This is a genomic window from Nonomuraea endophytica (assembly GCF_014203235.1).
Classification (GTDB): Bacteria; Actinomycetota; Actinomycetes; order Streptosporangiales; family Streptosporangiaceae; genus Nonomuraea; species Nonomuraea endophytica.
The window spans coordinates 390,103-416,350 of record NZ_JACHIN010000005.1 but is presented as its reverse complement, the minus strand read 5'-3'; the positions used below and the strand labels follow the sequence as shown (position 1 = coordinate 416,350).

The following is a 26,248-nucleotide window of genomic DNA, read 5'->3' as shown; positions in this document are numbered from 1 at the left end:
GGGTGGCTAGGATCGGCGCCATGGTGGCGACGGGAGGCCCGGCGGGCGTTCGAGGGGCAAGAAGCCGGCCGTGATGGCGTTCAGCAGGCGTGCCCGCTGGACGGCCGCCGTCCTCTCCCGCTTCCACCACCCCGCCCAGGTCGTGGTGACCTCCTTCGGCCTGCTCGTGCTCGCCGGCACGTTCCTGCTCATGCAGCCGATCTCCACCGTCGGCCCCGCAGCGACCACGGTCGAGGCGCTGTTCACCGCCACCTCCGCGGTCACCGTCACCGGCCTGGCCATCGTCGACACCCAGTCGCACTGGTCGGTCTTCGGCGAGGTGGTCATCGCCGGGCTCGTGCAGGTGGGCGGCCTCGGCATCATGACGTTCGCGACCCTGTTCGCGGTGATCGTCGGCCGCCGCGTGGGCCTGCGCTTCCGGCTGCTCGCCCAGGCCGAGACCAGCATGCTGAGCGTCGCCGACGTGCGCTCGATCGCCCGCCGCGTGGTCGTGTTCAGCCTTTCCTGCGAGGCGGTCTTCGCCGCCGTCCTCGCCGGCCGCTGGATGATCGGGTACGGCGAGCCGTTCGGCCAGGCCACCTATTACGGCGTCTTCCACAGCATCATGGCCTTCAACCACGCCGGGTTCGCCCTGTGGCCCGACAGCCTGACCAGGTTCGTCGCCGACCCGTGGATCAGCCTGACCGCCTCGGCCGCCGTCATCGTCGGCGGGCTCGGCTTCCCGGTGGTCTTCGAGCTCATGCGCACCTGGCGGCGTCCCGGCACGTGGTCCATCATGACCAGGCTGACCGTCTGGATCTCGCTGGCGCTGCTGGCCATCGGCACGTTGTTCCTGCTCGTGGCCGAGTGGAACAACCCGAAGACGTTCGGCCCGCTGGACGACGGCGGCAAGCTGCTGGCCGCCTTCTTCGCCTCGACCATGACCCGCTCGGCCGGGCTCAACTCGGTCGACATCGGGCAGATGGAGACTTCCAGCCTGCTGGTCAGCGACGTGCTCATGTTCATCGGCGGCGCCAGCGCCAGCACCGCGGGCGGCATCAGGGTCACCACGTTCGGCGTGCTCGCGTTCGTCATCTGGGCCGAGCTGCGCGGCGAGCCGAGGGTCAACATCGGCCATCGCAGGGTGGCGGACTCCGTGCAGCGCCAGGCCATCGCGATCAGCCTGCTCAGCGTCGCCGTCGTCGTGGTCGCCACGTACGTGCTGCTGGTGATCAGCCCGTTCGCCCTCGACCAGGTGCTCTTCGAGGTGATCTCGGCCTTCACCACGACGGGCCTGTCCACCGGCATCACCGCGCAGTTCTCGCCCGCCGGACAGATCGTCCTGACGCTGCTCATGTTCATGGGCAGGACGGGCACGCTCACCCTGGGGACCGCCCTGGCCATGCAGGAGCGCACCCGCCGCTACGAACTCCCGGAGGAGAGGGTTCTCGTTGGCTGACAAGAACAGCGACCCGGTGGTGGTGATCGGCCTCGGCCGGTTCGGCACCGCCATCGCGCTGGAGCTCACCCGGCGCGGCACCGAGGTGCTGGCCATCGACAGCAGGCCCAAGGTCGGGCAGTCGCTGGCCGGGCGCATCACGCACATCGCCACCGCCGACGCCACCGACATGGAGACGCTGAACCAGCTCGGCGTCCCCGACTTCTACCGCGCGGTCGTGGCCATCGGCGGCGACCTGGAGGCCAGCATCCTCGCCACCTCGCTGCTGGCCGAGCTGGAGATCGACGACATCTGGGCCAAGGCCATCAGCGAGCAGCACGGCCAGATCCTGCGCCGCATCGGCGCCCACCACGTGGTCTTCCCCGAGCACGACATGGGCGAGCGCGTCGCCCACCTGGTCAGCGGCCGGATGCTCGACTACATGCAGGTCGACGAGAACTTCGCGCTCATCAAGAGCCGGCCGCCGAAGGAATACACCGGCGTCCCGCTCGGCCGCTCCGGCCTGCGCAAGAAGTACGGCGTGACCGTCGTCGCGGTCAAGAGCGAGAACGAGGAGTTCACGTACGCCACCGCCGAGACCGAACTCGTCTACAGCGACGTGGTGCTGGTGTCGGGGCGCACCGAGGACGTCGAACGGTTCGCCGAACTACCGTAAACGCCAGTATCCCTCCCCTCCGTCGCGACGGAACATGAGTCGGCCGACTACCGGGCGTCAGACGTAAGGGGATCGCGTGCGCGCAGACGGATCGCTGCCCAGCTATGCCCAGCTCTTCGGTCAGCTCGACTTCCGCGAGGGGGAGGAGGCGCGCACCGTCAGCTCGCCCGCCGCCTACCTGGTCGAGCTCTTCCGGCTCATGGAGGGCGCCTTCGGCCGCGTCCCGATCCTGGACCGGCGGCCGGACCTGCGCGAGATCCCGCTGGACGCGGGCAACACCTTCACCCCGGTCCCGTACCTCGACATCGTCAACCGGGTGCTGGAACGCCTGGTCGAGGGCAAGCCTCCTTACGAGGAGCTGCTGGAGCGGCGTCACCCGCTGGCGCTGCCGTTCTCGATCGACCACGAGCGGGTCAAGAACCACCTGCGTCACCTCGGGGTGGATCCGGTCGAGTTCGCGCGGCTGTTCACCGGCGCCGGCGGCCACGCCCTGGCCGCCCGCCTCCACCTCGGCCTGTCCGCCGACGACGTCGAGGTCATCGTCACGCCGGTCAGCGGGGCGACCGGAGTCAAGGGACTGTACGGGCTGGGGAACCGGGACCCGGTCGCGAACCTGTACGAGCCCGAGACCTTCCGCCGCGCCCTCGGGCTGGGCCCCGCCGAACTCGGGGAACTGCTGAGGTTGCCCGGGTCGCGGGTCACGGCCGACGCCACGCGGACTCGGCTGCTGTGGGACGGGGCCGAGGTGGCCCTGCCGCTGGAGTGGCTGGACCTGGTGAACCGGTTCGTGCGGCTGGCCCGCCGTACCGGATGGACGCTGACGGACCTCGGCCTGGCGCTGCGGACCTGCAACGAGGCACGGGTGGACGCGGCGGCGGTGCGCGTCGTCGCGGCGCTCGCCGGCCTGCGCGAGGCGTTCGGGCTCGGCGTCGAGGAGCTCTGCGTCCTGGTGTCTCCCGCCGCGATCCGCACCGAACCCCGTGAGGAGTACGCCGCCGGCGCGGCGCTGGCCGGGCTCGGCGTGTGGACCGGGGACCTGCTGGGCGCGCACAACAAGCAGTACCGGCACGACCTCGCGCACGCCGCCGACCTGGCGGAGAGCGACCTCGCCGAGATCGTCGCCCGCTACCGCGCCCGCCACGGCGAGACCGATCCCGGCCCGTTCGACCGGCCGCAGGAGACCTGGCAGGCGCTGACGCTGCTCCACCGGGCCGGCCTGCTGGCCGGTGCGCTGGGCGTCTCGGTCGCCGAGCTGCTCGACCTGCTGGACGCCCTCGAAAGCGACCCCGCCCTCGACCGGCACACCGCCTTCCCCGTGCTGAGCGGCCGCGGCCCCGGCATCCAGAACCTCCACCGCGTCCTGGAGGGCGGCGCGCCCGCCGACGCGCTCTGGCTGGTCGAGACGCTCCACGCGCTCACGACCTGGATGCGGGAGACCGGCTTCGGCGGCCGCGAGTTGAAGGCCGTGCTCAACGGCCCGCCCGAGGAGGCGGCCGAGCGGGAGGCGCTGCTCGTGGCGCTCGCCCAGCGCTTCGAACGGGTCGAGCTGGAGCCCAGGGTCTTCGCCGGAGAGCGCTTCGGCGAGCGGGCCGCGCAGGTCGTGCACGACGTGCTCGCCGCCTACGACGACGGCGTGGTCTCCCGCCGCGACCCCCGCCTGCTCAAGCTCGACCCGGCGACGGTACGCGCAGCGGCCTACGACGCCGTGCACGACCTCGGAGTGATCACCAAGGAGGACTTCACCGGGCTCGGCCTGGGCGAGCGGCTGGCCGGGAAGATCTTCACGAACCTGGTCCTGACCGGCGGCCTGGCCGAGGGCGGCCTGCTGGCCGAGCCCGTCGATGACCGGCCCCTGGCCCGCGACTTCTCCGCGCACGCCGCGGCCGTCGCCGCGCTGGCCGAGGCGGGCGAGGGGCGGCTGTACCCGTCTGACCTGGCGGGCCTGGCCGGCCTGTCCGAGGCGGAGCGGGCGGAGCTGTACGACAACCTGCTGTACAACGGCGTCGTCGACACCGAGGGGAGCGTCCTCGGGCCGATCGAGGTCAACGCCGAGCTCGGTGACGTGGCGGCGGCAGTGCTTGAGGTCCTGCGCGAGCGGGCCGCGCGGTTCGCGGCCGAGCCCCTGGTCGCCGAACTCGGCCTGTACGGCGGGCAGGACCCCATCCCGAGCCTGCGCTTCAACGGCTACCTGGACGAGGACGGCGCCTACCTGGACAAGGCGGCGCTGGCCCGGCTCCGGCCGGCGGACTTCACGCTGGCGCTGGAGTTCTACCCGCACCGGCGGGCCATCCTCGACGCGGTTCAGGGGCAGATCGCGGCGTTCAGGACGGAGCTGTTCACCTTCACGGCCGACGACTTCGCCCAGGTCGCCGACGAGGCCGCCGCCCGGCGCGTACTCCAAGCCTTCACCGCCAACCTGGAGGAGCCGCCGTCCCCCGACGACGGCCTGCCCCTGTGGGTCCTGGACGCCACGGGCACGGTTCCGGCGGACGGGTCGCCGGGGCTCACGACGGCGATCACGGCGGGCGTCACGACGGACTTCACGGCCGCCGAGGTGGCGACGGTCGGGACCCGGCTTGAGGAGATCCGGGCCGAGCAGCGGCCCTACCGGCTCGATCCGGCCGCGCTGGAAGAGCTGGGGTTCGACGAGGGCGAGCGCGACGGGCTTATCGGGCTGCTCGTCGAGCGGGGCGACCTGGACGACGGGCTGGCCGTACCGCTGGAGCGGCTGGACGTGTTCGGCAACGTGGCCGCGGCGCTCGACTTCACGCTGGAGGGCCTGGAGGACTACGCCAAGGACGTGTTCTTCCTCCTGCACACGGCGGCGACGGAGACCACGGCCGCGATGGCCGAGGTCGGCGCGGCGCTGGCCAGGCAGGTGGGACGGCAGCGGGCGGCGCTGGCCGACGTGCTCCAGGACGCGCTCGGCGTCCCGGCCGACACGGCCGAGGCGATCTGCGCGGCCGTCGCGGGCAGTATGGACGAGGCGCTCGACATCCTGGTCCCGCCCGCGCTGGAGGGCGCCGCCGACACCCGGTTCCGGCTGACGCACCGGCGCGTCAGGCGGTTCGCGCTGCTGGCGGCCAAGCTGGGCCTGGACCCGGCCGAGGTGGCCGTGGCCTTCCACGACCAGGACCTGGTCGGCAAGTTCCCCGAGCCGCTGGTGCTGCCGCCGGGCACCGAGCGCTTCGACGCGCTGCTGGACAGCTCAGACGGCCACGTCTACGTCTTCATCGGCGACCGCTACCTGCTCTACTCCGCCGGAACCCTGGCCAGGACCGACGAGGTGACGCACCCGCTGAGCGAGCTGTCGCCCCGCTTCGCCGGGCTGGAGGCGGTGGACGCCGCCTTCGCGCTGCCGGACGGCGAGGAGTGGATCGTCGCGCACGGCCCCGACCGGGCCGCCCGCTCCTTCACCCGTCAGCGAGGCGGCACCCGCTGGGTGCCGAGGGAGCAGCAGTGGGGCAAGGTCGCGAACGCCTTCGACGACCCGGCCAGGATCGACAGCGCCCACGTGGACGCGGCGGGCCGGGTGCACCTGGTCGCGGGCGGCCAGCGGGTGCGCTACTCGGGCCGCGACTACGGCTTCGCCGACGAGGGCTTCCCGCGGGCCGCCGGTGCGGGCATCGACGCCCAGTTCTACGGCGGCGACGGCCGTACCTACACCTTCACCGGCGGCACCTGGCACGTCACGACCGGAGACGCCGAGCCCACGGGCCAGGAAGACCACGCCGAGGGCACCTCGGTGGCCGGAACGTGGGGCCGGGTGCGCAACGCCTTCGACGGCGCCACCCGCGTCGACGCCGCCTACACCGACCGAGGCAAGGTCTACCTGTTCACCGGCGACCAGGTCGTCCGCTACACCGACAGCATCGAGAACGACGGCGTCCACGTGGACGACGGCTACCCGCGCCGCGCCGAGGAGCAGTTCGACGCCGCCTTCGCCGACGCCTCCGGCACCCTGCACCGGTTCAGGGACGGCATGGCCACCTCGGGCGACGACCGGCCCGTCCCGGCGGCGCAACGATGGGGCGTACTGGAGCCCGCGCTACGCGACGGCCAGGTGGACGCGGCGTTCGTCGGTCTGGACGGCAAGACGTACCTGTTCGGCGGCGAGAAATACATCCGCTACTCCGGCGCCGACTACACCACGACCGACCTCGGCTACCCCCGGCGCATCGCGGGCGACTGGGGCGGGCTGACACGGGTCGGCGCGGCGTTCGTCCTGGACGGCAAAACCTACCTGTTCGGCGAAGGCCGGTACGTCCGCTACTCCGGGCGGGACTACACCGTGCCCGACGAGGGCTACCCGAAGCCGGTCTCGGACAACTGGTGGAACCTGCCCCAGCCGATGGCGGTGGACGCGGTGTTCACCGGCCGCGACAACCTCACCTACCTGTTCTCCGGCGGCCGGTTCGTGGTCCATGACAACAAGCGGCGCTGGTGGTCGGAGCCGCGCGGGCTGCGGGAGCACTGGGACAGCGTGCCGTTCGGCCAGGTCGACGCGGCCTTCGTCGGCATGGACGGCCGCACCTACGTCTTCGGCGAGCGTAGTTACGTGCGCTATTCGAGCGCCGACTACACCAAGGCGGACGACGGCTACCCGGCGCCGGTCACCTCCTTCTGGGGCAACGTGGACTGCACCCTGGCCAGGACCGGGCGGGTGGACGCGACGCTGGTCACGCAGGCCGTCGAACTGGTCGGCGAGGTCGAGACTCCGCGCCGCTACACCTACCTGTTCTCCGGCGGGCAGTACGTCCGCTACACCGACGACCGCTTCCACGTCGTGGACGACGGCTACCCGCGCGCCCTGTCGGCGTTGTCCGGAGAGCCGCGCCTGTCCGGCCTGCGGATGCCGCTCGACGGCCTGGACGCCGCCTTCGCCGACCGGCGCAACGTCTACCTCTTCCGCGGCGACCGGTGCCACGTCGTCTCGGACACCCTCTACCGCCGCTACGACGGCGTCCCGGTGACCTGCGCCTTCCTGGAGGACGGCGCGATCATGGCCGAGCGGGACGGCGCGTGGCGCCACCTCCCGTCGATCGAGGCGGGACCGTCGGGAGACGCGGATCTGGTGCGCCCGAGGACGCTGCGCACGGTCCCCGACGCCTTTCGCGGCGGCCTCGACGCGGTGCTGACCGGCGCCGACGGCACCACGTACCTGTTCAAGGGCGCCGCGTGCCTCAACGTGCGGCTGGGCAAGGAGTACCCGCTGGCGGAGGAGTGGGGCCACCCCCGTAACCGCATTTATCATGACAACACGGTCGATGCGGCCTTCGTCGGCCGGGACGGGAAGACGTACCTCTTCAGCGGCGACCAGTTCGTCACCTACACCGGCGCGGACACCGTCACCGACGCCGACCCCCAGCCCGTCGCCGCCCACTGGGGCGGCCTCACCAGCGTCGCCCTGGCCTACGTCAGGAACGGCACCACCTACCTGTTCGAGAGGCCCGACCCGGGCGGCAAGACGCGCTACGTCGCCTACTCGGGCACCAGCTACGCCGAACCCGATCTCGGCTACCCGGTCACCGCCGACTCCGGCTTCTGGGACGTCCCCGACCACTACCGAGTCGAGGGCCACCCGATCCCGGACGCCGTCCTGTTCCAGGACCAGACCATGCTCCTGCTGTACGGCGAGCAGTGCGTCCAGTACGACGAGCGGGCGGCCCACTGGTCCTACCCGCGCCCCGTCGCACGCATCTGGCCCGGCTACGACCGCGGCCTCGAACCCGGCGACGCCCTGCGCACCGCCTTCACCGCCGCCGACGGCGCCATGTACTTCTTCTTCAAGGAGCACTACACCAGGCACGGCGAGTCCCCCGCGCCCATCCGCGAGCGGTGGGGCAGGTCCCGCAACCCGTTCGTGGCCGAGGGCGGCACGATCGACGCCGCCGTGGTGACCGGCCGCCACACGTACCTGTTCTCCGGGCCCCGCTACGTCCGCTACACCGGCCCCGAGTACCGCTACACCGACCCCGGCTATCCCAGGCCGATCGCCGGGAACCTGCGCGCGGAGGAGGCCTTCGCCGCCCTGCCCGAGGCGTTCGACGACACCGAGCGGGTGGACGCGGTGCTGGCCGGACCGCGCAACGTCTACGTGTTCGCGGGCGGCGCCTGCCACGTGGCCGCCAGGACGGCCGCGGCCACCGACGGCCTCGGGCAGCTCGGCCGGGTCCGCAACGTCCTGGCCGAGCGGGGCCGGGTGGACGCGGCGCTGGTCAGCGGCGGCCGCACGTACCTGTTCTCCGGCGACCAATATGTCCGCTACACCGGCACCGCCTTCGCCCACGTGGACGACGGCTACCCGCGCACGATCGCCGCCGGCCTCCCCGGCGAGCTGCCCGGCCTGCGCGACCTGCCGCCGGACTTCCAGGACGGGATCGACGCCGCCTTCGCCGCGCCGAGCGGCGTCTACCTGTTCAAGGGCAGGAACTACCTGGACAAGGGCCGGGTACGCCCGGTCGCCGGGACGTGGGGCCGGGTGCGCAACGCCTTCACCGGCGCGATCGACGCCGCCTTCGCCACCCCGGCGGGCGAGATCTTCGCCTTCCGCGCCGGACAGTACGTCCGCTACCGCCCCGGCGTGCTCGACCAGGTGGAGCCGGGCTACCCGCGCACGGTCCTGGACGACTGGGGCGACCTGCCCGACACTTTCGAGCGCGGCCCCGAGGCCGCCTTCACCCTGCACGAACGCACCTACCTGCTCCAGCACGGCCAGTTCGTGCGCTACTCCGGCCCCGGCTTCGCCAGGATCGACCGCACCTTCCCCCAGGAGGTACGCCACCGCTGGGCCGACGCGGCCGACTACCGGCTGAGCGACCTGCACACGATCGCCGCCTTCGCCCGGCTGTCCGGCGCCCATCCCGGCCTGCCGGACTTCCTGGACAAGGGCGGGGCCGACCCCTACACGTTCCTGTCGGGCCTGTTCGGCTGGGACCTCGACGAGGTGCGCTGGGCACGGCGCAACACCGGGCTGCTGCACGCGGTCACGGTCGAGGAGTCGCGCTTCGAGATCGAGTTCCTGCTGCGCCTGGACACGCTGTTCACCGTCGCCGGGCGGATGGGCGTGCCGCCGTCGCGGCTGCACGCCGACGTCTGGGAGCCGCTGCGCACCGGAAGGCTCGGCGTCGTGGGCGACGCGCTGGAGCGGCTGCTGGCCCGGCGGCCCGGCTGGGCCACGTTGTCGGCCACGGTGCGCGACGAGCTCAACGTGCTCAGGCGGGACGCGCTCCTGGCCTGCGTCGCGGCGGGCCGTACCCCGAAGGAGCTGTTCGAGCGGCTGCTCATCGACGTCGAGATGGGCGCGGCCGGCCGGACCTCACCCGTGCGCGAGGCGATCGCGGCCACCCAGCTCTACCTGCATCGTTACCTGCTCGACCTGGAACAGGTGAGCCTGCCCGCCGGGCGCGAGCCCGAGACCGTCAGGCGGCGGATCCGGACGTGGTGGGCCTGGATGCGCAACTACCGGCTCTGGGAGGCCAACCGCAAGGTCTTCCTGCACCCGGAGAACTACCTGCGGCCCGAGCTGCGCGGCGGCAAGACCCCCGCCTTCCGCGTGCTGGAGGACGAACTGCTCCAGGGCGAGATCACCGAGGACGGGGTACGGCGCGCCTACAAGCGCTACCTGGACGAGTACACCGAGGTCTCGCGGCTGGCCATCGCCGGCGGCTACGTCTACACCGCCGACGGCGCGCTGCCCGGCGAGCGGCGGCTGGTGCTGTTCGGCCGCACCAGGACAGCGCCGATGCGCTACTACTGCCGGACCGCGGAGTTCAGGGACCGCGACCGGCTGTCGGCCACGTGGCAGCCCTGGCAGAAGGTCGGCGTGCAGATCGACGTCGAGAAGGTCTACCCCGTGCACGCCTTCGGCCGGATCTTCGTCTTCTGGCCGGTCGTCGAGACCGTCTCCCCGCCGGTCACCGCGACGACGACCATCTCCGACGAGCAGAAGGACGGCAAGCGGGAGGTGAGCGCGCCGCCGCCGTCCTACCAGATCAGGATCCGCTACTCCTTCTCCAACCTCACCGACGAGTGGGTCGCCGCGCAGGAACTCCCGGTCGAGGAACTGGCGGACGAGCCGATCACCGGGGTGACCCTGTCCGTGCAGGCCTCGCGGACGGTGCCCGGGCAGGCCGCGGGCGCGCACGACACGATCGTGGTCACCTGCTCCTACCAGGTCGGCGGCCTGACGACGAGCTCGTCGTTCGTGCTCACGCCCGAGCTGTACGCCAGCCGCGCCACCGTGCCGGTCGCGCTGCCCCCGAAGGCGGCCGAACCGGTGAACATCTTCGACGAGCACGTCGCCGCCGCGGGCGTCGTGCCGTTCAACATGCCCGTCGGGTCGCAGGACGGCCCGTGGCTGAGCGTCGACCACAAGGGCGGCAGCTTCCTTTGCCGGCCGATCACCGCCGTGCCGGGCGACGAGCCGCAGCTCCGGCCGATCAGCTCGGCCCCCGGCGAACTGCCCGCCTGGAACCGGATCGACGCGGGCTTCGTGACCTCCTCCGGCGACCGCTACTTCTTCGACAACGGCGCCAAGCGCTACACGGTCCTGTCCGGCAAGGGCGAGGCGGACCCCCAGCCCACCTCCGGCCGGTGGGGCGTCGTGGCCACCAACCTGCTCAGAACCGGCGTCGTGGACGCGGTGCTGGTGCGCGGCGAGCAGGTCTTCCTCTTCTCCGGCGACCAGTACTACCGCTACACCGGCCGCACCTTCGGCACCCTCGACCCCGGCTACCCCCTGCCGCTCGCGGGCAACATCGAGAACCTCCCGCAGTGGCGCAAGGTCGAGGCCGCCTTCAGCGGCCCCGGCGACACCGAGCACTTCCTGTCCCATGACGGGTACGCCCGATCCGGCGCGCTCGGCACGCTCATCCCGCTGCCGGGCCGCCGCTCGGAGTCGGCGGTGAAGCGCTTCCTGCGCGCGGTGAGCGGCCGCGACGACGCCGACGACCGCGTCGCCTTCGCCTTCGGCGGCCGCACGTACGTCTTCGACAACGCCGCGGGCACCTACACCGACGGCGACCGCACCCGCCGGACCCGCGAGCTCGGCCGGGTCGCGACCGCCGTCGACACCAGCGGCACGGTCGAGTCCGCCTTCGTCGAGGGCGACTTCCTTTACCTCACCTCCCAGCTCGAGGTCGTCCGCTACACGCTGCCCCCGGGCGGCGGCGTCCCCGAGTACGTCGACGCCGGCTACCCCAAGCCGATCCAGGCGCGGGTCAACGCCGTCTTCCGCCGCTACGTCTTCTCCGGCCCCCTGTACGGCCGGCTCCGCCCCGGCCAGGCCCTCGGCACGCTCCGGCCGCTGCTGCCCGTCAGAGAGAACTGGCGCTCGCTGCCCGCCGGCCCGATCTCCGGCGTGCTCGACGCCGAGAACCTGCTCTACGTCTTCAGCGGCGAGTCGTACGCCGCCTACCCGAAGGGCGTGCCGATCCCGCGCCCGTACGAGTGGGCGGCGCTGCCGCACGAGATCGTCCGCCTGACCTCCAGCACCGCCTACGAGCTCAACCGGCGGCTGCTGGTCGGCGGCGTCCCGGCGCTGCTCGACCCCGAGACCCAGGAGATCGACGAGCTGCCCGCCTTCAGCGCCGAGCCGACCGACGCCTCCACCCCGACCATGATCAAGGTCAAGGGCGAGGTGTTCCCCTCCGGCGTGCCGGCCAGCACGCACCTGGACTTCCAGAGCGCCAACGGCCTCTACTACTGGGAGATCTTCTTCCACGCGCCGATGCTCATCGCGCAGGCGCTCAACGGCGCCCAGAACTTCGAGGAGGCCCGCCGCTGGTACGAGTACGTCTTCGACCCCACCGAGCCCGGCGGGCACTGGCGCTTCGTGCCGTTCCTGGCCGCCGACGTGCGCGCGCTCGTCGACGGCTGCCGCGCCGACCTGCGCGAACTCGGCACGCCCGCGGACGCGGTGGCCGCCGAGCTGGAGCCGCACCTGCGCCGCCTGGAACCGCTGCACGAGGCCTTCCTGCAATACCGCGAGCTCGACGGCCGCGAGCTCGACTTCCTCGCGACCCTGTCCACGGTACGGCCGGCCGTACCGGATGGCACCACGCCGCAGACCCGTGAGGCGGCGCGGCGGCTGCGCGAGCGGATCGGCATGCTGGGCCGGCTCGGCCGCCAGTACGCGCTCATGGGCGACCGGGGAGCGCTGATGAAGGCCTACATGGACGACCCGCGCGACCCCCACGCGATCGCCGAGCTGCGCCCGTCCGCCTACCGGCGATGGGTCGTGATGGCCTACGTCGACAACCTGCTCGACTGGGGCGACCTGCTGTTCGGCCAGCACACGGCGGAGAGCGTCGACGAGGCCAGGATGCTCTACGTCTTCGCCCACGACCTGCTCGGCGAACGCGACTTCGGCTACGGGCCGAAGGCGCTGTCGCCGGCGCTGCCCTACGCGCGGCTGCCGGTGGCGAAGAACGGCACCACCCCGGCCGAGCTCACCGCCGGCGGCAGCCTGCTGAAGGAGTCGGGGGAGGTGCACGCGGGGGTGGCTGAGCCGTACTTCCACGTGCCGGAGAACGCCGAGTTCGGCGCGTACTGGACGCGGGTGGAGGACCGGCTGCGCAACATCAGGCGGTCGCTGAACATCCACGGGGTCGCCCAGCCGCTGCCGCTGTTCGAGCCGCCGGCCGACGTCATGGCGCTGGTGCGCGGCACCGCGGCGAACGGCGCGGCCGCCGGGGCCGGGGCGGCGGCGCTCACGGCGCCGGTGCCGCACCACCGCTTCCCCGTCGTGTTCAGGAAGGCGCAGGAGCTGGCCGACAAGCTGCGCCAGTTCGGCGCCGACCTGCTCAGCGCCTTCGAACGGCGCGACGCCGAGGAACTGGCTCTCCTGCAGAACCGGCAGCAGGGCACGATCCTCGACCTGACCCGCGCGATCAAGGAGGCGGAGGTCGGCATCGCCGCCGAGAACCTGAACGAGCTGGAGGCGGGCCGGGCCGCAGCCAAGGACCGGGCCGGCCACTACGAGCGGTTGCTCGCCACCGGGCTCACGCCGACGCAGCGGGCGCAGCTCGACGTCATGGCCGCGGCGGCGGCCATGCACTTCGCCGGCAGCGGGCTGAAGATCGCCGCGGCGCTGGCCTCCGGGACGCCGCAGGCCCTCGTGGGCCCGTTCATCATGGGCATCGAGTACGGCGGCGACCAGCTGGGTGACGCGCTCGACCAGATCGCCGAGATCTCCACGACGCTGGGCGAGGGGCTCAGCGTGGCCGGCGAGCTGCTCGGGGTCCGCGCCGAGCACGAGAGCACCAGCGACGACTGGCGCCTGCAGCTCGGCCTGGCCAAGAGCGACCTGACCCAGCTCGGGCACCAGATCGCCGCGGAGAAGCTCAGGCTCGGCGCCGCCCGGCGCGAGCTGGAGATCCTCGAACAGGACCTCGCCCACCAGCGGGCCGTGGCCACCTTCCTCACCGGGAAGTTCGCCGGGGCGCAGCTCTACCAGTGGATGTCCGGGCAGCTGGCCGGCATGTACTTCCAGGCCTATCACCTGGCCCACGAGCTGGCCCGGTCGGCCGAGCGCGCCTACCAGTACGAGCGGGGCGGGGAGGGCGAGCCGTACATCCGGCCGGTCTACTGGGAGAGCAGGCGCGGCGGCCTGATGGCGGGGGAGAGCCTCGCCTTCGACCTGGACCGGCTCGGCAAGGCCTACCTGGACGGCTCCGGGCGCGACCTGGAGATCACCAGGCAGGTCTCGCTGCTGGACCTCGACCCGCTGGCGCTGCTCAGCCTGCGTGACACCGGCAGGTGCGAGTTCTCGCTCGGCGAGGCGATGTTCGACCGCGACTTCCCCGGCCACTACCGGCGGCGCGTGCGCACGATCGCGCTCGCCTTCGACGCCGCCGAACCGGTCAACGCGACCCTCGTCCAGCTGTCCGGGCGTACCGTGCTGGAGCCCGATCCGAAGGCGGTCGCCTACCTGCTCGACCCCAAGGGCGCGCCGCCCGCCGCGCTGCGCGCGGACTGGCGGCCCGGCCAGCAGGTCGCGCTGTCGCACGTGCAGCCGGGGATGGAGAACAACGGCCTGTTCGAGCTGCGCTACGACGACGACCGTTACCTGCCCTTCGAAGGCTGCGGCGCGGTGTCCACCTGGCGGCTGGAGCTGTCCGGCCGGCGTCCCGCCGACCTCGCCGACGTCATGATCACCCTGCGCTACACGGCCCTGCCCGGCGGGGAGGTCTTCGCCAACGCGGTCAGGGGCATGCTGCGCCCGTACCCGGCCGCCCGGTTCTTCGACGTGCCCGCCGACTTCCCCGTCGCGTGGGAGGACTTCCTGGCGGATGAGGGGACGCGCGGGCTGACGCTGCCGCTGACGCCGGAGCTGTTCCCCGGCATGAGCGGCCGCCAGATCACCGGCGTCTACGCCCGCTACGACCTCGACGGCGGCGCCGCCCGCTTCCTGGTCAACGGCGACCCGCGCTTCGCGCTGGAGCACGGCAAACCGGTGCGCACCCCCGGACTCGGCCTCGGTGCTCCCTGGGCGCTGGTGCTGGAGGGCGACAAGAACGCGCTCGCCGGCCTCGGCCTGGTCCTGACCTACCGGGCACTGTAGATCTTCCGGGCGCTTCAGAAGGAGGCACGCCATGCCCGCCCACGGCAACGCCAGGAACCGGCAGAACACCAACACGCGCACCCGCCGCCGCAGCACGGGCACCACCACGGCGGCGAACCTGCGCCGCCCGCGCGGCGGCGTGACCAAGAACAGGCGGCTCACCTCGGTGCCCGCCTGGACCGACACCGAGCGCCAGACGCTCAGCTCCGACGCCGACAAGCGGGCGCTGCGCGCCGTCTACAACCGCTTCTACCAGGGCCAGGAACGCCGGCTCTCCACGGCGGCAGCCGACAGCGTGACCTCGACGAAGGTCTACAACTTCGTCACCAAGGCCGACAACGGCTACCTGAACCGGAGCGTCGACAAGGCCGCGATGCGCCGGTTCAGGGACGACGGCGGCCGGGTCTACGACGTGGTCCCCCAGAGCGGCGACCGCTTCGAGGACGCGCTCAACTCCAATGGCGACTACTTCCGCGTCCAGAACCGCAACGCCGCGCGCGACGACGCCACTCTGGACGGCAAGGCCCGGCGCATCGTCGTCAACGTCAACAACCAGGAGGCCGCCCTCCGCATAGGCCGCAACCTCACACAGCTCTACTCAGACCCCCTGGTGTCCCGATATTTCCGGCAGTTCAAGATGTACGCCTCAGGCCAGGACCAGCAGGGCGTCCCCACCAAACACGACAAGATCGTGATTTATTACGCCATGCGGGACAACAACGCGCCCCAAGACCAGGTCGGCAACCGCATCGTCGAGGTGCTGGAGGAGTCCGTCGGCCCCGAGGACCTCGACGACACGCTCGCCCCCTTCTACCGCCGCCTGGCCCCCGGCATCGGCTGGTCGCACGAGCCCGCCCGTTACCTGAAGAGCCTGCAGAAGGACAACCCCAGCTTCACCGAAGCGCGCTCGGAGGTCATCGCCAACGCCATGCTCGCCAACCCTCAGGTCAAGACCGCGCAGGAGTTCTACGACATGATCAACGCCGCGCTGCTCAACGCCAAGGTCGACCCGGCCCGCCCCCACCGCCAGGGCAGCTAGTCCGGCGCCCAGTACTTCTCCAGGGCCTTCTCCAGGTCCCTGACCACCGGGGACCAGGTCTTGGTGAGCTGATACTTGCTGACGCGGTGGCCGCGATACGTCAGCGTGTACTTCAGGAAGTCGGCCCCCTGCGGGCGGGCCTGCGACCTGCCCAGCTTCAGCCGCTTCAGGTGCGCCTTGAGCGTGCGCCACTCCGCCCTGGTCAGGCACTTGTCGACGGTCGGGCCGGTGCGGCGGCTGAGCCGTACGCAGGAGTTGGTGTAGACCCTCACGCGGTCGCTGAACCCCGCGAAGCCGCCCTCCCTGCGCAGCTCCACCAGCAGTTTCTTCTGCTGTACGGCTGCCGCCTGGGCGGGCAGGCCCAGCCCGGCGACCAAACCGAGCAGCAGCACCGGCAAGAGGATGAGGCGCCAGATCTTCATACCCTTTAGACGCGCGGCGGGGCCGCCCGGCTCACGTGTTCCTCGATCCGTTCGCGTTCCCACGCGCCGTTGCCGATCACCAGGGCGTAGGCGAGGTCGAGGGTGGCTTCCGGCGGCAGCCGTACCTCGTCGTGGAAGGCGATCGACGGGTTGACCGCCGGGAACCACGCGTTCCTGGCGAACCACGTCTGGCCCGGCCCGCTCAGGAACAGCAGCGTCGAGGCGCGGTCCACCTCGTCGTGCCTGCCGGTGTAGGCCAGCCAGGGGGCGTTCTGGCCCATCATGTCCTCGCCCGACCGGCCGTCAGAGGACAGGATCGTGCCGCCGGTGAGGTCGCGCGGGCCGCGCCAGAACAGGCCGCTGTAGCCGGCCAGGGGACGGCCGTGCGTCGTGGGGCTGCCGAACATCAGGTCCGCGCCGCGCACGTTGCGCAGGGAGGTGGCGAAGTCGAGCCGCCACCACGACTCCTCCACCGTGACGCGGAAGCGGCGGGTCTCCTCCACCCACCGCTCGCCGGCCCGCGTCCACCAGGTCAGCCGTTCGACGCCGGGGGCGAGCCACTCCTCGTGGCGCATGGCGCCGTTGTTGTCGCGCTGGATGTAGCGGGCCCGGTCGTGGACGTACGTGCCGCCGCCCCAGAAGTTCTGCCCGGACAGGTGCGAGGCGGTCATCTGCAGGCCCTTGTGCCAGCGGTGGTCGTGCGGGCGGTAACCCGTGACGACGTCGCCGTCCAGGGTCCGCAGCGGGTGGAAGTACGGCTTGGGGGACTCCTCGACGGGCATGTCGGGGCGGTAGACGTAGCGGAGGATCTCCACGCCGCCCGCCTCGTGGATCAGCTCGGAACCGGTGTCCTTCACGGCGGTGATGCTATCCGTTGGGAAAGCGGTTTCCAAGGTGGGCGGCGCGGATCGCTCCTCTTACAGCCCGTACTCCTCCAGCAGGCGCAGCCACACCTCGCTGACCGCCGGGAAGGACGGGACCGCGTGCCACAGCTTCTCCAGCGGCACCTCGGCCGTCACCGCGATCGTCGCCGCGTGCAGCAGCTCGCCCACGCCCGGCCCGACGAAGGTCACCCCGACCGGCACCTTGCGCGACTCGTCCACGACCATCCTGGCCCGTCCGACATATCCGTCGCCGAGCAGGTACGCCCCCGCCACCGACGCCATGTCGTAGTCCACCACCCGCACGTCCATCCCCTGGTCCCGGGCCGCCTGCGCGGTCAGGCCCACCGAAGCGGCCTGCGGATCGGTGAAGACCACCTGCGGCGCCCCGCGCCCGTCCGCGCTGTCGCGCAGCGCCGGGCCGTCGTCCGGCTCGCCCGCCGCACGCGCCACGATCACGTCGCCGCACACCCGCGCCTGGTACTTGCCCATGTGGGTGAGCAGGTTGCGCCCGTTGACATCGCCGACCGCGTACAGCCAGTCGAAGCCCGGCACCCGCATGCTGTCGTCCACCTCGACGGGCCCCTCGGCCGCCAGGCCGACGCTCTCCAGCCCCACGTCGCCGACGGCCGCCTCACGCCCCGTCGCCACCAGCAGCTCGTCGGCCTCCACCGCCGAGCCGTCCGACAGGCGCACGGTGACCGGCCCGCCGTCCACCGGCCGCTCCACCCGCTCCACCGACACGCCGGTACGCAGGTCGATGCCCGACTTCCGCAGCGAATCGGCCAGCAGTTCCCCGGCGAACGGCTCCATCCGGCCCAGCAGCCCGCCGCGTACCAGCAACGTCGTCTCGCGCGCGCCCAGCGCGTGCAGCGCCTGCGCCATCTCGCAGGCCACCACGCCGCCGCCCAGCACGACCAGGCGCTCGGGCACCTGCCGCACCGTGGTCGCCTCCCGGTTGAACCACGGGCGCGCCTGCGCCAGGCCCGGGATGCCGGGCACCACCGGGACGCTTCCGGTCGCCAGCACCACCGCGTGCCGGGCCCGCAGGCGGGTCACCGTACCGTCGGCCGCGGTGACCTCCACCTCGCGCGGGCCGGTCAGCCGCCCTCGGCCGCGCACCAGCGCGGCCGGAAGCTTCTCCACCCACTCCACCTGGCCGCTGTCGTCCAGGCCGGAGATCGCCTCGTCGCGCCGGGCCAGCACCGCGGCGACGTCCACCGGACCGGTGCTCAGGCCCGGCACCCGCGACACCTCGGCCGCCAGCTCCATCGGGCGCAGCAGCGCCTTGCTGGGGATGCAGGCGTAGTAGGAGCATTCGCCTCCGGCCAGGTGCTCCTCCACGACCGCGGCGCTCAGCCCGCCGCGCACCGCCCGGCCTGCCACGTTCTCCCCGGCCGGTCCGGCGCCGATGACCACCACGTCCACGTCCACACGCGGCTCCCTTCTCGTCGGCCACCCACGCTAGCCTGAAACGCACGATGAACCGTTTGACCACGTCACGCGGCGAGCTTGAGCTCACCCGCCACCCAGAGGACCCTCGCGACCCGCTGCGCGCGTGGGACGCCGCCGACGCCTACCTGCTGCGCCACCTCGGCGAGCCGGCCGATCCCGGCCAGGTCGTGATCGCCTTCGACCGGTGGGGCGCCCTGGCGACCGCGCTGGCCGCCTGCCGGCCCACCCAGATCTCCGACTCCCACCTCGCCCAGGAGGCCACCCGCGCCAACCTCAAACGCAACGGCGTGGACGCCGACGCGGTCCGGCTGCTGTCCACCCGGGACGATCCGCCGCCGCGCGCCGACACGCTGCTCGTGCGGGTGCCCAAGAGCCTGGCCCTGCTGGAGGACCAGCTCCACCGGCTGGCGCCGTCGCTGCGTCCTGGCACGGTCGTGGTGGGGGCCGGGATGGTCAAGGAGATCCACACCTCGACGCTGCGGCTGTTCGAGACCATCATCGGGCCGACGCGGACGTCGCTGGCCGAGCAGAAGGCCCGGCTGATCTTCAGCACGCCCGCTTCGCCGGGTGGCGTGAATCCCTGGCCGCTGTCCTACGCCCTGCCGGGCGGGATCGGGCCCGCCTCGGGGCGCACGGTGGTCAACCACGCCGGGGTCTTCTGCGCCGACCGGCTCGACGTCGGCACCCGCTTCTTCCTGGCCCACCTGCCCCGCACCACCGGGCCTGTCACCATCGCCGACCTGGGCTGCGGCAACGGCGTCGTCGGCATGTCCGCCGCCCTGGACAACCCCGAGGCCACGATCGTCTACGCCGACGAGTCACACCAGGCCATCGCGTCGGCCCGGGTCAACGCCCCGCCGGGGGCCGCGCGCTTCCTGCTCGCCGACGGCCTGACCGGGGTCGACCCGGGCTCGGTCGATCTCGTGCTCAACAATCCGCCCTTCCACACCCACCAGGCCGTCGGCGACGCGACCGCGTGGCGGATGTTCACCGGGGCGCGGCGGGCGCTGCGGGCCGGGGGAGAGCTGTGGGTGATCGGCAACCGGCACCTCGGCTACCACGTCAAGCTGCGCCGGATCTTCGGCAACTGCGAGGTGATGGCCAGCGATCCCAAGTTCGTGGTGCTGCGCGCGAGAAAGGACCGGCCATAGCGGGCTTTACGGTGAGTCCCCCTGCGGAGTGTCGGTCTGTGTGCCTTCGGGGTGGCGGAGCCCCGTGGCCGTCTTCTTGCCGCCGTCCCTGCGCCGCCTGCGGCTGCGCCGGGCGGGGGCGCGGTGGGAGCCGGTGCCGGTCAGCGAGCGTACCGACAGCTCCTGGTAGCGCTCCGGATCCACCTTCTCGTCGCTGAGCAACGTCCCCAGCACCGCGCACAGGAACCCGAACGGGATCGACACCAGCCCCGGGTTCTCCAGCGGGAACACGTGGAAGTTCACCCCGGCCGGCAGCAGCGACAGCGACCGTCCCGACACCGGGTCCACCTTGCCGGAGACCACCGGCGACAACACCACCAGGAGCACCGACGCCCCGAGCCCGCCGTAGATCCCGGCCACCACCCCGCTGGAGTTGAACCGCCGCCAGAACAGCGACAGCACGATCGCGGGCAGGTTCGCCGAAGCGGCCATCGCGAACGCCAGCGCCACCAGGAACGCCACGTTCTGGTGCCGGGCGATCACCGCCAGCCCGATCGCCAGCAGCCCGATCACACACGAGGAGAACCGGGCCACCGCCACCTCCTGCGACTCCCTCGGCCGGCCGAACATCAGCACGTGCCCGAAGTAGTCGTGCGCCAGCGAGGTCGAGGAGGCCAGCACCAGCCCCGACACCACCGCCAGGATCGTCGCGAAGGCCACCGCGCCGATGAACGCCAGCAGCACGTCACCGCCCAGCGCCCGCGCGAGCTGCAGCGCGGCGGCGTTGCCCGCCGGGTCCTGGGCGGCGATCGCGTCCTGCCCCACCAGCGCCGTCGCGCCGAACCCCAGCGCCAGCGTCATCAGGTAGAAGACGCCGACCAGGCCGATGGCCCAGTTCACCGAGGTACGCGCCGCCCGCGCGTCCGGCACCGTGAAGAAGCGGCTGACGATGTGCGGGAGCCCGGCGGTGCCCAGCACCAGCGCGAGCGCCAGGCTGATGAAGTCGAGCTTGTTGACCAGAGTCCGCAGCGGATCGCCGGCCACCTCCTTGCCGAACCGGCCGCCGGGCTGCAGGAACCCGGCATGGCCGCTGTTGCGGGCGGCGGCGCCGAGCATGTCGCTGAGGTTGAAGCCGAACCGGCTCAGGACCATGACCGTCAGCACGGTGGTGCCGCCCATGAGCAGCACCGCCTTGATGATCTGCACCCACGTGGTGGCCTTCATGCCGCCGAACATGACGTAGACGATCATCATCGCGCCGACCGCGACGATCGTCACGATCTTCGCCGTGTCCGTGGAGACGCCGAGCAGCAGGGACACCAGCGCGCCCGCGCCGACCATCTGCGCGAGCAGGTAGAAGACGGACACGGTGACGGTCGACGCCACGGCCGCCGTTCGCACGCGGGGCTGGCGCCGTACCCGATAGGACAGGACGTCGGCCATGGTGAAGCGCCCCGCGTTGCGCATCAGCTCCACCAGCAGGAGCGTGAGCAGCCAGGCGACAAGAAAGCCGATCGAGTACAGAAACCCGTCGTAGCCCGACAACGCGATGATGCCCGCGATGCCGAGGAAGGAGGCCGCCGACATGTAGTCACCGGCGAGCGCGAGCCCGTTCTGGGCGCCGGAGAAGGCCCTGCCCCCGGCGTAGTAGTCGTCGGTGCCGCGGGTGTTGGCCCTGGCCCAGAACGTGATGACCAACGTGATGGCGATGAACAGGATGAACAGCGTGAACGTCAGCGCCGGCCCCATCAAGAGCGACCTTCCCGGGTCCTGCGATGAGCGGCGTTACGACGAGGCGGCGCCCAGCTCTCGATCCGCTGCCGCTCGGCCGCCAGCCGTTCGGCGTGCTCGCGCTCCGCCTCCATGGCGGCCGCCTCTTCCCGAAGCTGCTCGGACAGAGGATCGAGCATGCGGCGCGCATAGCGCGAGTAGCGCCAGGCAAGGGCGAACGTGGACACGAACTGCAACACGCCCAGCAGCAGGGCCACGTTGATGTTGCCGACGACGGGCCGGGCCATGAACTCCCGGGCGAAGGCCGACAGCCAGATGTAGAGGAAGTACCAGCCCAGGAACGAGGCGACGATCCCGATGGCCAGCCGATAGAACCTCGTCCGTAGTAACCGGAACCTCCGGTCTTGCGCCAGGCCCGCGTACCACCCCCGCGGAGCCCCGGCGCTGCGATGCCGCGCCTCCCCCACCATCACTCCTACCTGGTTGTGACATTCTGTGGCGAGTTGACTCCACAGTGATACGAACGATAGGGGCCCCAGGCTGGTAATTCCGGCGATTAGCGGTATTGCCCACGAGTACGGTCTTCGCGCGGGGCGCTTCGCGCTTTGGCTCAGGCAGTGCCCCTTTGGGGCGCCGCCCCAAGCCCCGACCGAGCGCTCGCGCCCACGCGTGGCCAGGAAATCGACGGCGTGCACCCAGACTCAGTTGGGAAGTGGAGTGCCAAGGGAGCAGGGCACGCCACATGTCGTCCGCAGGACCACCGCGCCAGTGCCTACTGGGGCGAGCCAGAGTCGGTCACCATCCGCCGGGCGGTCCTCGCCAAGGCGGGCGCTGGTCAGGTGGGCGTGTGGCTGGGCGGGGCGGACGGGGGCGCGACGCCGGGACCCGCTCAGTCCTCCACGGCCAGCATCACATCCGACGCCTTGATCACCGCGGCCAGCTCACTCCCCGGCCGCAACCCGAGCTCCTCGACCGCCTCCACCGTGATCGACGCCATCAACCGCACACCACCGGCGTCCAGCTCCACGTTCGCCGTCGCCTCGCCCTTGGTGATCGCCGTCACCCGGGCCGGAATCCTGTTACGCGCGCTCAGCCGCATGATGTCCCTCACCTCGTCGCCCGCCTGACCTGCCGGCGAATCCAGCGATCACATCCCTGGCCGCCCACATCGGGGGCATGAGGTGATCTTGCCTGGGACGTCCAGGGCAATGCGGTCCGGGGGAGTAAAGAACCGGCAACGCTGAGGAAGGACGGGGTCGCGGGGTGTCAGGCGATGCCGTCCGGCCGTTCCTCGTGCTCCAGCACGTCGATCGCGTCGAGCACGCCGCGCAGCCCGATCTGCTCACGCTCGACGTCCGTGGGGTCGAACAGCCACTCGGTGATCGGCAGCGCGTACTCCTCCTCCGGACGGCTGGCCACGGTCGCGGTCAGTTCGACCTCGACCTCGCTCTCAAGTTCGTGCAAGAACTCGTCCTCGCCGCGCATGTCGTCTCCTAGCCCTGGGCCGCGAGCCAGTCGCGGTAGCGGATCCGGCCGAGGGTGGCGCCGTCGCCGGGGACGAGCGTGCGCTCGCCGGGCACGCTGCCGAAGTACTGCGCCTGCGGGTCGGTGACGACTTCGCGTGAGTCGCCCCAGGCGGTCAAGGCCTCGCGGAAGAACTCATCCATCGGGGACTGTTCGGGCCCGGCCACCTTCACCCGGCCGTTCAACGGCGTCCCGGCCGTCGCCCGGCTCACCGCCTGGGCCACCTCGTCGCCGGCGATCGGCTGGAACCGTACCGGCGCCACGTGCACGGTTCCGTCCACCGTGGCGGCGTCGGCGATGCTGCGGGCGAACTCGAAGAACTCCATCACCGCGGCCCGCTCGAACGACGGCGAGTTCGACACGTCGACCACCACCTGCGCACCGGCCAGCACCTCGGCCAGCCCTTCCCCGGTGAGCGTGTTGACCCCGGTGTTCGGCGACGCCGCCACCGCCTCGTGGCCGTGCTCCGTCAGCTTCGTCACGACCTCGGACCCGATGAGCCCGGTCCCGCCGATCACCACGATCTTCATGGCACGCCTTCCTGTACGCCGGAGGCGCCCGTTGCCCCGGTCGCCAGCTAAGACCGGGCAGCCTCCGGCGTTGTGACAGCCGCGGCGAAGAAACTTGTTCTATTCGACGAGCTTGCCCTCGCTGGAGACCTCGCGCATGAGCCCGGCGATCTCGGTGGGAATCGCCGGGATGGTCTCCCTTTCCACTGATCCAGGGCCGGACCACACGAGATTGACCTGCAGGGCGGGGTCGAGCTCGGGGTAGTCGGAGCGGTTGTGGCAGCCGCGGGTCTCGCGGCGTTCGAGCGCGGTCTCCATCGTCGCGCGGGCGGACAGGGCCGCGGACTTCAGGTCGAAGGCGTGGGCCAGATCCTGGAAGCCGGCGATGTCCGGGTGCACGCCGACCTGGCCGATGCGCGCCTCCAGCGTGGCGAGTTCGGCCAGGCCCTTCAGCAGCCCGGCCTCGTCGCGGACCACGCCGGCGTGCTCGGTCATGATGTTGCGCAGGGCGCGCTGCAGGGCCCGCACGTTCTCGGGTCCGTCGGCGGCGAGGAGTTCGTCCACCTCGGCCCGCGCTTCGTCGAGCGCCTCGGCCGAACGGCGCTGGGCGTCCAGACCGGCTGAGTACGCGGCCGCCTCCTGGCCGACGATGCGGCCGAAGACGAGCAGCTCGATGAGCGAGTTGCCGCCCAGGCGGTTGGCGCCGTGCAGCCCGCTGGCTGCCTCGCCGATCGCGTACAGGCCGTCGACCCCGGTGCCGTGGTCCTCGGGCCGCACCCAGACGCCGCCCATCGAGTAGTGCGCGGTGGGCGCGATCTCGATCGGATCCGTGGTGATGTCGAGCATCTGCAGTTCCATGAGCGTCTGGTAGACGCGCGGCAGCCGTTCCATGATCGTCTGTCGGGGGAGGTGCGACACGTCGAGCCAGACGCCGCCGTCCGGCGTGCCGCGTCCTTCCTTGATCTCGGTGTACGCGGCCAGCGCGATCCGGTCACGTGTCGACAGTTCCATGCGCTCCGGGTCGTAGTGTGACATGAAGCGCTCACCGAGCTGGTTGCGCAGGATGCCGCCTTCGCCGCGGGCGGCTTCGGAGACGAGCGTGCCGGCGGCGTTCTCGGGGGCGATGAGCCCGGACGGGTGGAACTGCACCAGTTCGGGATCGCGGATCCGGCACCCGGCGAGGCTGGCCAGGCGGAAGGAGTCGCCGGTGTTCTCGTCGCGGCGCGAGGAGGTGCGCCGCCAGATGCGGGTGTGGCCGCCGGCCGCCAGGATGACCGCGTCGGCGTGGATGACGTAGCGGCGGCCGTCGTTCAGGTCGAAGCCGTACGCGCCGAAGACGGCGTTGTCCTTTACCAGGATTTTGGTGATGTAGGCGGTGTCGAGAATGGGGATGTCGAGCTGGGCCGCCCGGTTGATCAACGTGCGCTGGATCTCCAGCCCGGTGTAGTCGCCGGCGTAGGCGGTGCGCCGGAAGGTGTGGGCGCCGAAGAACCGCTGCGAGATCCGGCCGTCCTGCTCACGGGCGAATGGCATGCCGTACCGCTGAAGATCTTCGATGCCCCGCGCGGCCCCTTCGGTGACGATCTGAACGGTGTGCGGGTTGGCGAGGAGATAACTCTCCTTGAGGGTGTCGGCGGCGTGCTGCTGCCAGCTGTCCTCGGGGTCCATCGTGGCCAGCGCCGCGTTGATGCCGCCGGCCGCGAGCGAGGTGTGCGCGTCCGCCTTCGGCCGTTTGCCCACCGCCACCACGCTGACGCCGCGCTCGGCGAGCTCGATCGCGGCCCGCAATCCGGCCCCTCCCGTGCCGATGACCAGGACTGAGGTGGCGATCCGGTTCTCTGGCGAGTACATGGCGCTCCTTTAACCGCATCTGCGAAGAACAGTTCCTAATCTAATGACTTGACGGTGGCGTGATTTGTGACGTCGACACTGGTGAGAGCGGTCACACTCGGCCGTCGCTGGGGGAGTGTTAGCCTGCGGCGGGGCCACCGGCACCGGTGCCAAGGCAGGGGGCGAAAAGTGGAGGATCTCGACGAAGCCGTGGCGGTCTTCGAGGGCGTGCGGTCGCGCCTTTTCGGGATCGCCTACCGGATGCTGTCCAGCGTCACCGAGGCGGAGGACCTGGTGCAGGACGTCTGGCTGCGCTGGCAGGCCTACGACCGCACGACGGTGGAGAGCCCCACCGGGTTCCTGGCGACGATCACCACGAGGCTGGCGATCAACGCCTCCCAGTCGGCCCGCGTACGCCGCGAGACTTACCTCGGCCCCTGGCTGCCCGAACCCGTCGACACCACCGCCGACCCCTACCTGGGCGCGGAGCGGGGCGAGGCTCTGGAGTTCGCGGTCCTGTTGCTTCTGGAACGGCTCTCGCCGCTCGAACGCGCCGCCTATGTGCTGCGCGAGGCGTTCGACTACCCGTACCGGCAGATAGCCGAGATCATCGAGGTCAGCGAACCGGCGGTCCGCCAGCACGTCAGCCGGGCCAGAAAACACCTGCGGGCCGAGCGGCGGGCCGCCGTCACCGGCGCCGAACAGCGCAGACTGCTGGCGGCCTTCGTCACCGCCGCCCGCTCCGGGGAACTGGAGGCGCTGGAAGAGCTGCTGGCGGCCGATGCGATCAGCTACTCCGACGGGGGCGGGGCCGTGCGCGCGTCCCGGTTTCCGGTGGCGGGCTCGGTGCGGGTGGCGAAGTACGTCAAGGCGTTCGCCGGCCACTTCTGGGTGGGGGTGGAGGTGGCATGGGCGAACACGAACGGCCAGACCTCGGCCCTGCTGATCCGCGACGGCCAGGTCTTCACGGTCCTCACGATCAACGCCTCACCGGACGGCATCGACCAGATCCTGTGGATGATGAACCCCGCCAAGCTCGCCGGCGTGGCGCCGAAGGCATAGGGATCAT

15 protein-coding genes are annotated in these 26,248 nt (G+C 71.6%); 6 read left to right on the top strand and 9 right to left on the bottom strand.

Features of this window, described 5'->3' with window-relative positions:
- The first annotated feature begins 73 nt into the window (after positions 1-73).
- From HNR40_RS20780 to HNR40_RS20765, 4 genes are all read left to right on the top strand, one after another.
- On the top strand, positions 74-1,438 hold the full coding sequence (locus tag HNR40_RS20780; RefSeq protein ID WP_184963691.1) for a TrkH family potassium uptake protein: 1,365 nt from the start codon (positions 74-76) through the stop codon (positions 1,436-1,438).
- Complete coding sequence (locus HNR40_RS20775) at positions 1,431-2,093, top strand: potassium channel family protein (protein ID WP_184963689.1); 663 nt, start codon at positions 1,431-1,433, stop codon at positions 2,091-2,093. The genes HNR40_RS20780 and HNR40_RS20775 overlap by 8 nt, the downstream gene beginning before the upstream one ends.
- Before the next feature lie 76 nt (positions 2,094-2,169).
- Positions 2,170-14,658: a Tc toxin subunit A-related protein gene (locus HNR40_RS20770; protein WP_184963687.1), complete on the top strand. Its 12,489-nt coding sequence runs from the start codon at positions 2,170-2,172 to the stop codon at positions 14,656-14,658.
- A 31-nt stretch (positions 14,659-14,689) separates the two neighbouring features.
- Positions 14,690-15,697, top strand: coding sequence for a T3SS effector HopA1 family protein (locus tag HNR40_RS20765; protein WP_184963685.1), 1,008 nt, complete (start codon positions 14,690-14,692; stop codon positions 15,695-15,697).
- On the opposite strand, the gene HNR40_RS20760 is transcribed toward HNR40_RS20765, so the two are convergent.
- From HNR40_RS20760 to HNR40_RS57265, 3 genes are read right to left on the bottom strand one after another with little or no spacing between them, the layout of a single operon-like run.
- Positions 15,694-16,119 (bottom strand): hypothetical protein, encoded by a 426-nt coding sequence (locus HNR40_RS20760; RefSeq protein WP_184963683.1) that lies wholly within the window; start codon positions 16,117-16,119, stop codon positions 15,694-15,696. The genes HNR40_RS20765 and HNR40_RS20760 overlap by 4 nt on opposite strands.
- 5 nt (positions 16,120-16,124) lie before the next feature.
- The gene (locus tag HNR40_RS20755) at positions 16,125-16,976 is read right to left on the bottom strand and encodes a DUF6807 domain-containing protein (protein ID WP_312896450.1); all 852 of its coding nucleotides are present in this window, start codon (positions 16,974-16,976) and stop codon (positions 16,125-16,127) included.
- Between the two features lie 60 nt (positions 16,977-17,036).
- Entirely contained in the window at positions 17,037-18,434 is a 1,398-nt protein-coding gene (locus HNR40_RS57265) for a dihydrolipoyl dehydrogenase family protein (protein ID WP_312896449.1), read from the bottom strand.
- A gap of 47 nt (positions 18,435-18,481) precedes the next feature.
- Here HNR40_RS57265 and HNR40_RS20745 point away from each other — a divergent pair, with 47 nt between their 5' ends.
- On the top strand, positions 18,482-19,606 hold the full coding sequence (locus HNR40_RS20745; protein ID WP_184963681.1) for a methyltransferase: 1,125 nt from the start codon (positions 18,482-18,484) through the stop codon (positions 19,604-19,606).
- A 6-nt stretch (positions 19,607-19,612) separates the two neighbouring features.
- Here the strand turns inward: HNR40_RS20745 and HNR40_RS20740 are convergent, their stop codons facing one another.
- The 6 genes from HNR40_RS20740 to HNR40_RS20715 form a co-directional block, all read right to left on the bottom strand.
- On the bottom strand, positions 19,613-21,334 hold the full coding sequence (locus HNR40_RS20740; RefSeq protein WP_184963679.1) for a monocarboxylic acid transporter: 1,722 nt from the start codon (positions 21,332-21,334) through the stop codon (positions 19,613-19,615).
- Positions 21,334-21,786 carry a DUF485 domain-containing protein gene (locus HNR40_RS20735; RefSeq protein ID WP_184963677.1) on the bottom strand — a complete coding sequence of 151 codons (453 nt, stop codon included), beginning with the start codon at positions 21,784-21,786 and terminating at the stop codon, positions 21,334-21,336. The genes HNR40_RS20740 and HNR40_RS20735 overlap by 1 nt, the downstream gene beginning before the upstream one ends.
- Positions 21,787-22,205: 419 nt before the next feature.
- Complete coding sequence (locus tag HNR40_RS20730; protein ID WP_184963675.1) at positions 22,206-22,415, bottom strand: TOBE domain-containing protein; 210 nt, start codon at positions 22,413-22,415, stop codon at positions 22,206-22,208.
- A 167-nt stretch (positions 22,416-22,582) separates the two neighbouring features.
- Positions 22,583-22,801, bottom strand: coding sequence for a hypothetical protein (locus HNR40_RS20725; RefSeq protein ID WP_184963673.1), 219 nt, complete (start codon positions 22,799-22,801; stop codon positions 22,583-22,585).
- Positions 22,802-22,809: 8 nt separating this feature from the next.
- Positions 22,810-23,370 carry an NAD-dependent epimerase/dehydratase family protein gene (locus tag HNR40_RS20720; protein WP_184963671.1) on the bottom strand — a complete coding sequence of 187 codons (561 nt, stop codon included), beginning with the start codon at positions 23,368-23,370 and terminating at the stop codon, positions 22,810-22,812.
- Positions 23,371-23,469: 99 nt separating this feature from the next.
- Complete coding sequence (locus tag HNR40_RS20715) at positions 23,470-25,200, bottom strand: L-aspartate oxidase (protein ID WP_184963669.1); 1,731 nt, start codon at positions 25,198-25,200, stop codon at positions 23,470-23,472.
- Positions 25,201-25,368: 168 nt separating this feature from the next.
- On the opposite strand from HNR40_RS20715, the gene HNR40_RS20710 reads away from it, so the two are divergent.
- Positions 25,369-26,241 carry an RNA polymerase sigma-70 factor gene (locus tag HNR40_RS20710; RefSeq protein WP_184963667.1) on the top strand — a complete coding sequence of 291 codons (873 nt, stop codon included), beginning with the start codon at positions 25,369-25,371 and terminating at the stop codon, positions 26,239-26,241.
- Positions 26,242-26,248: the final 7 nt, after the last annotated feature.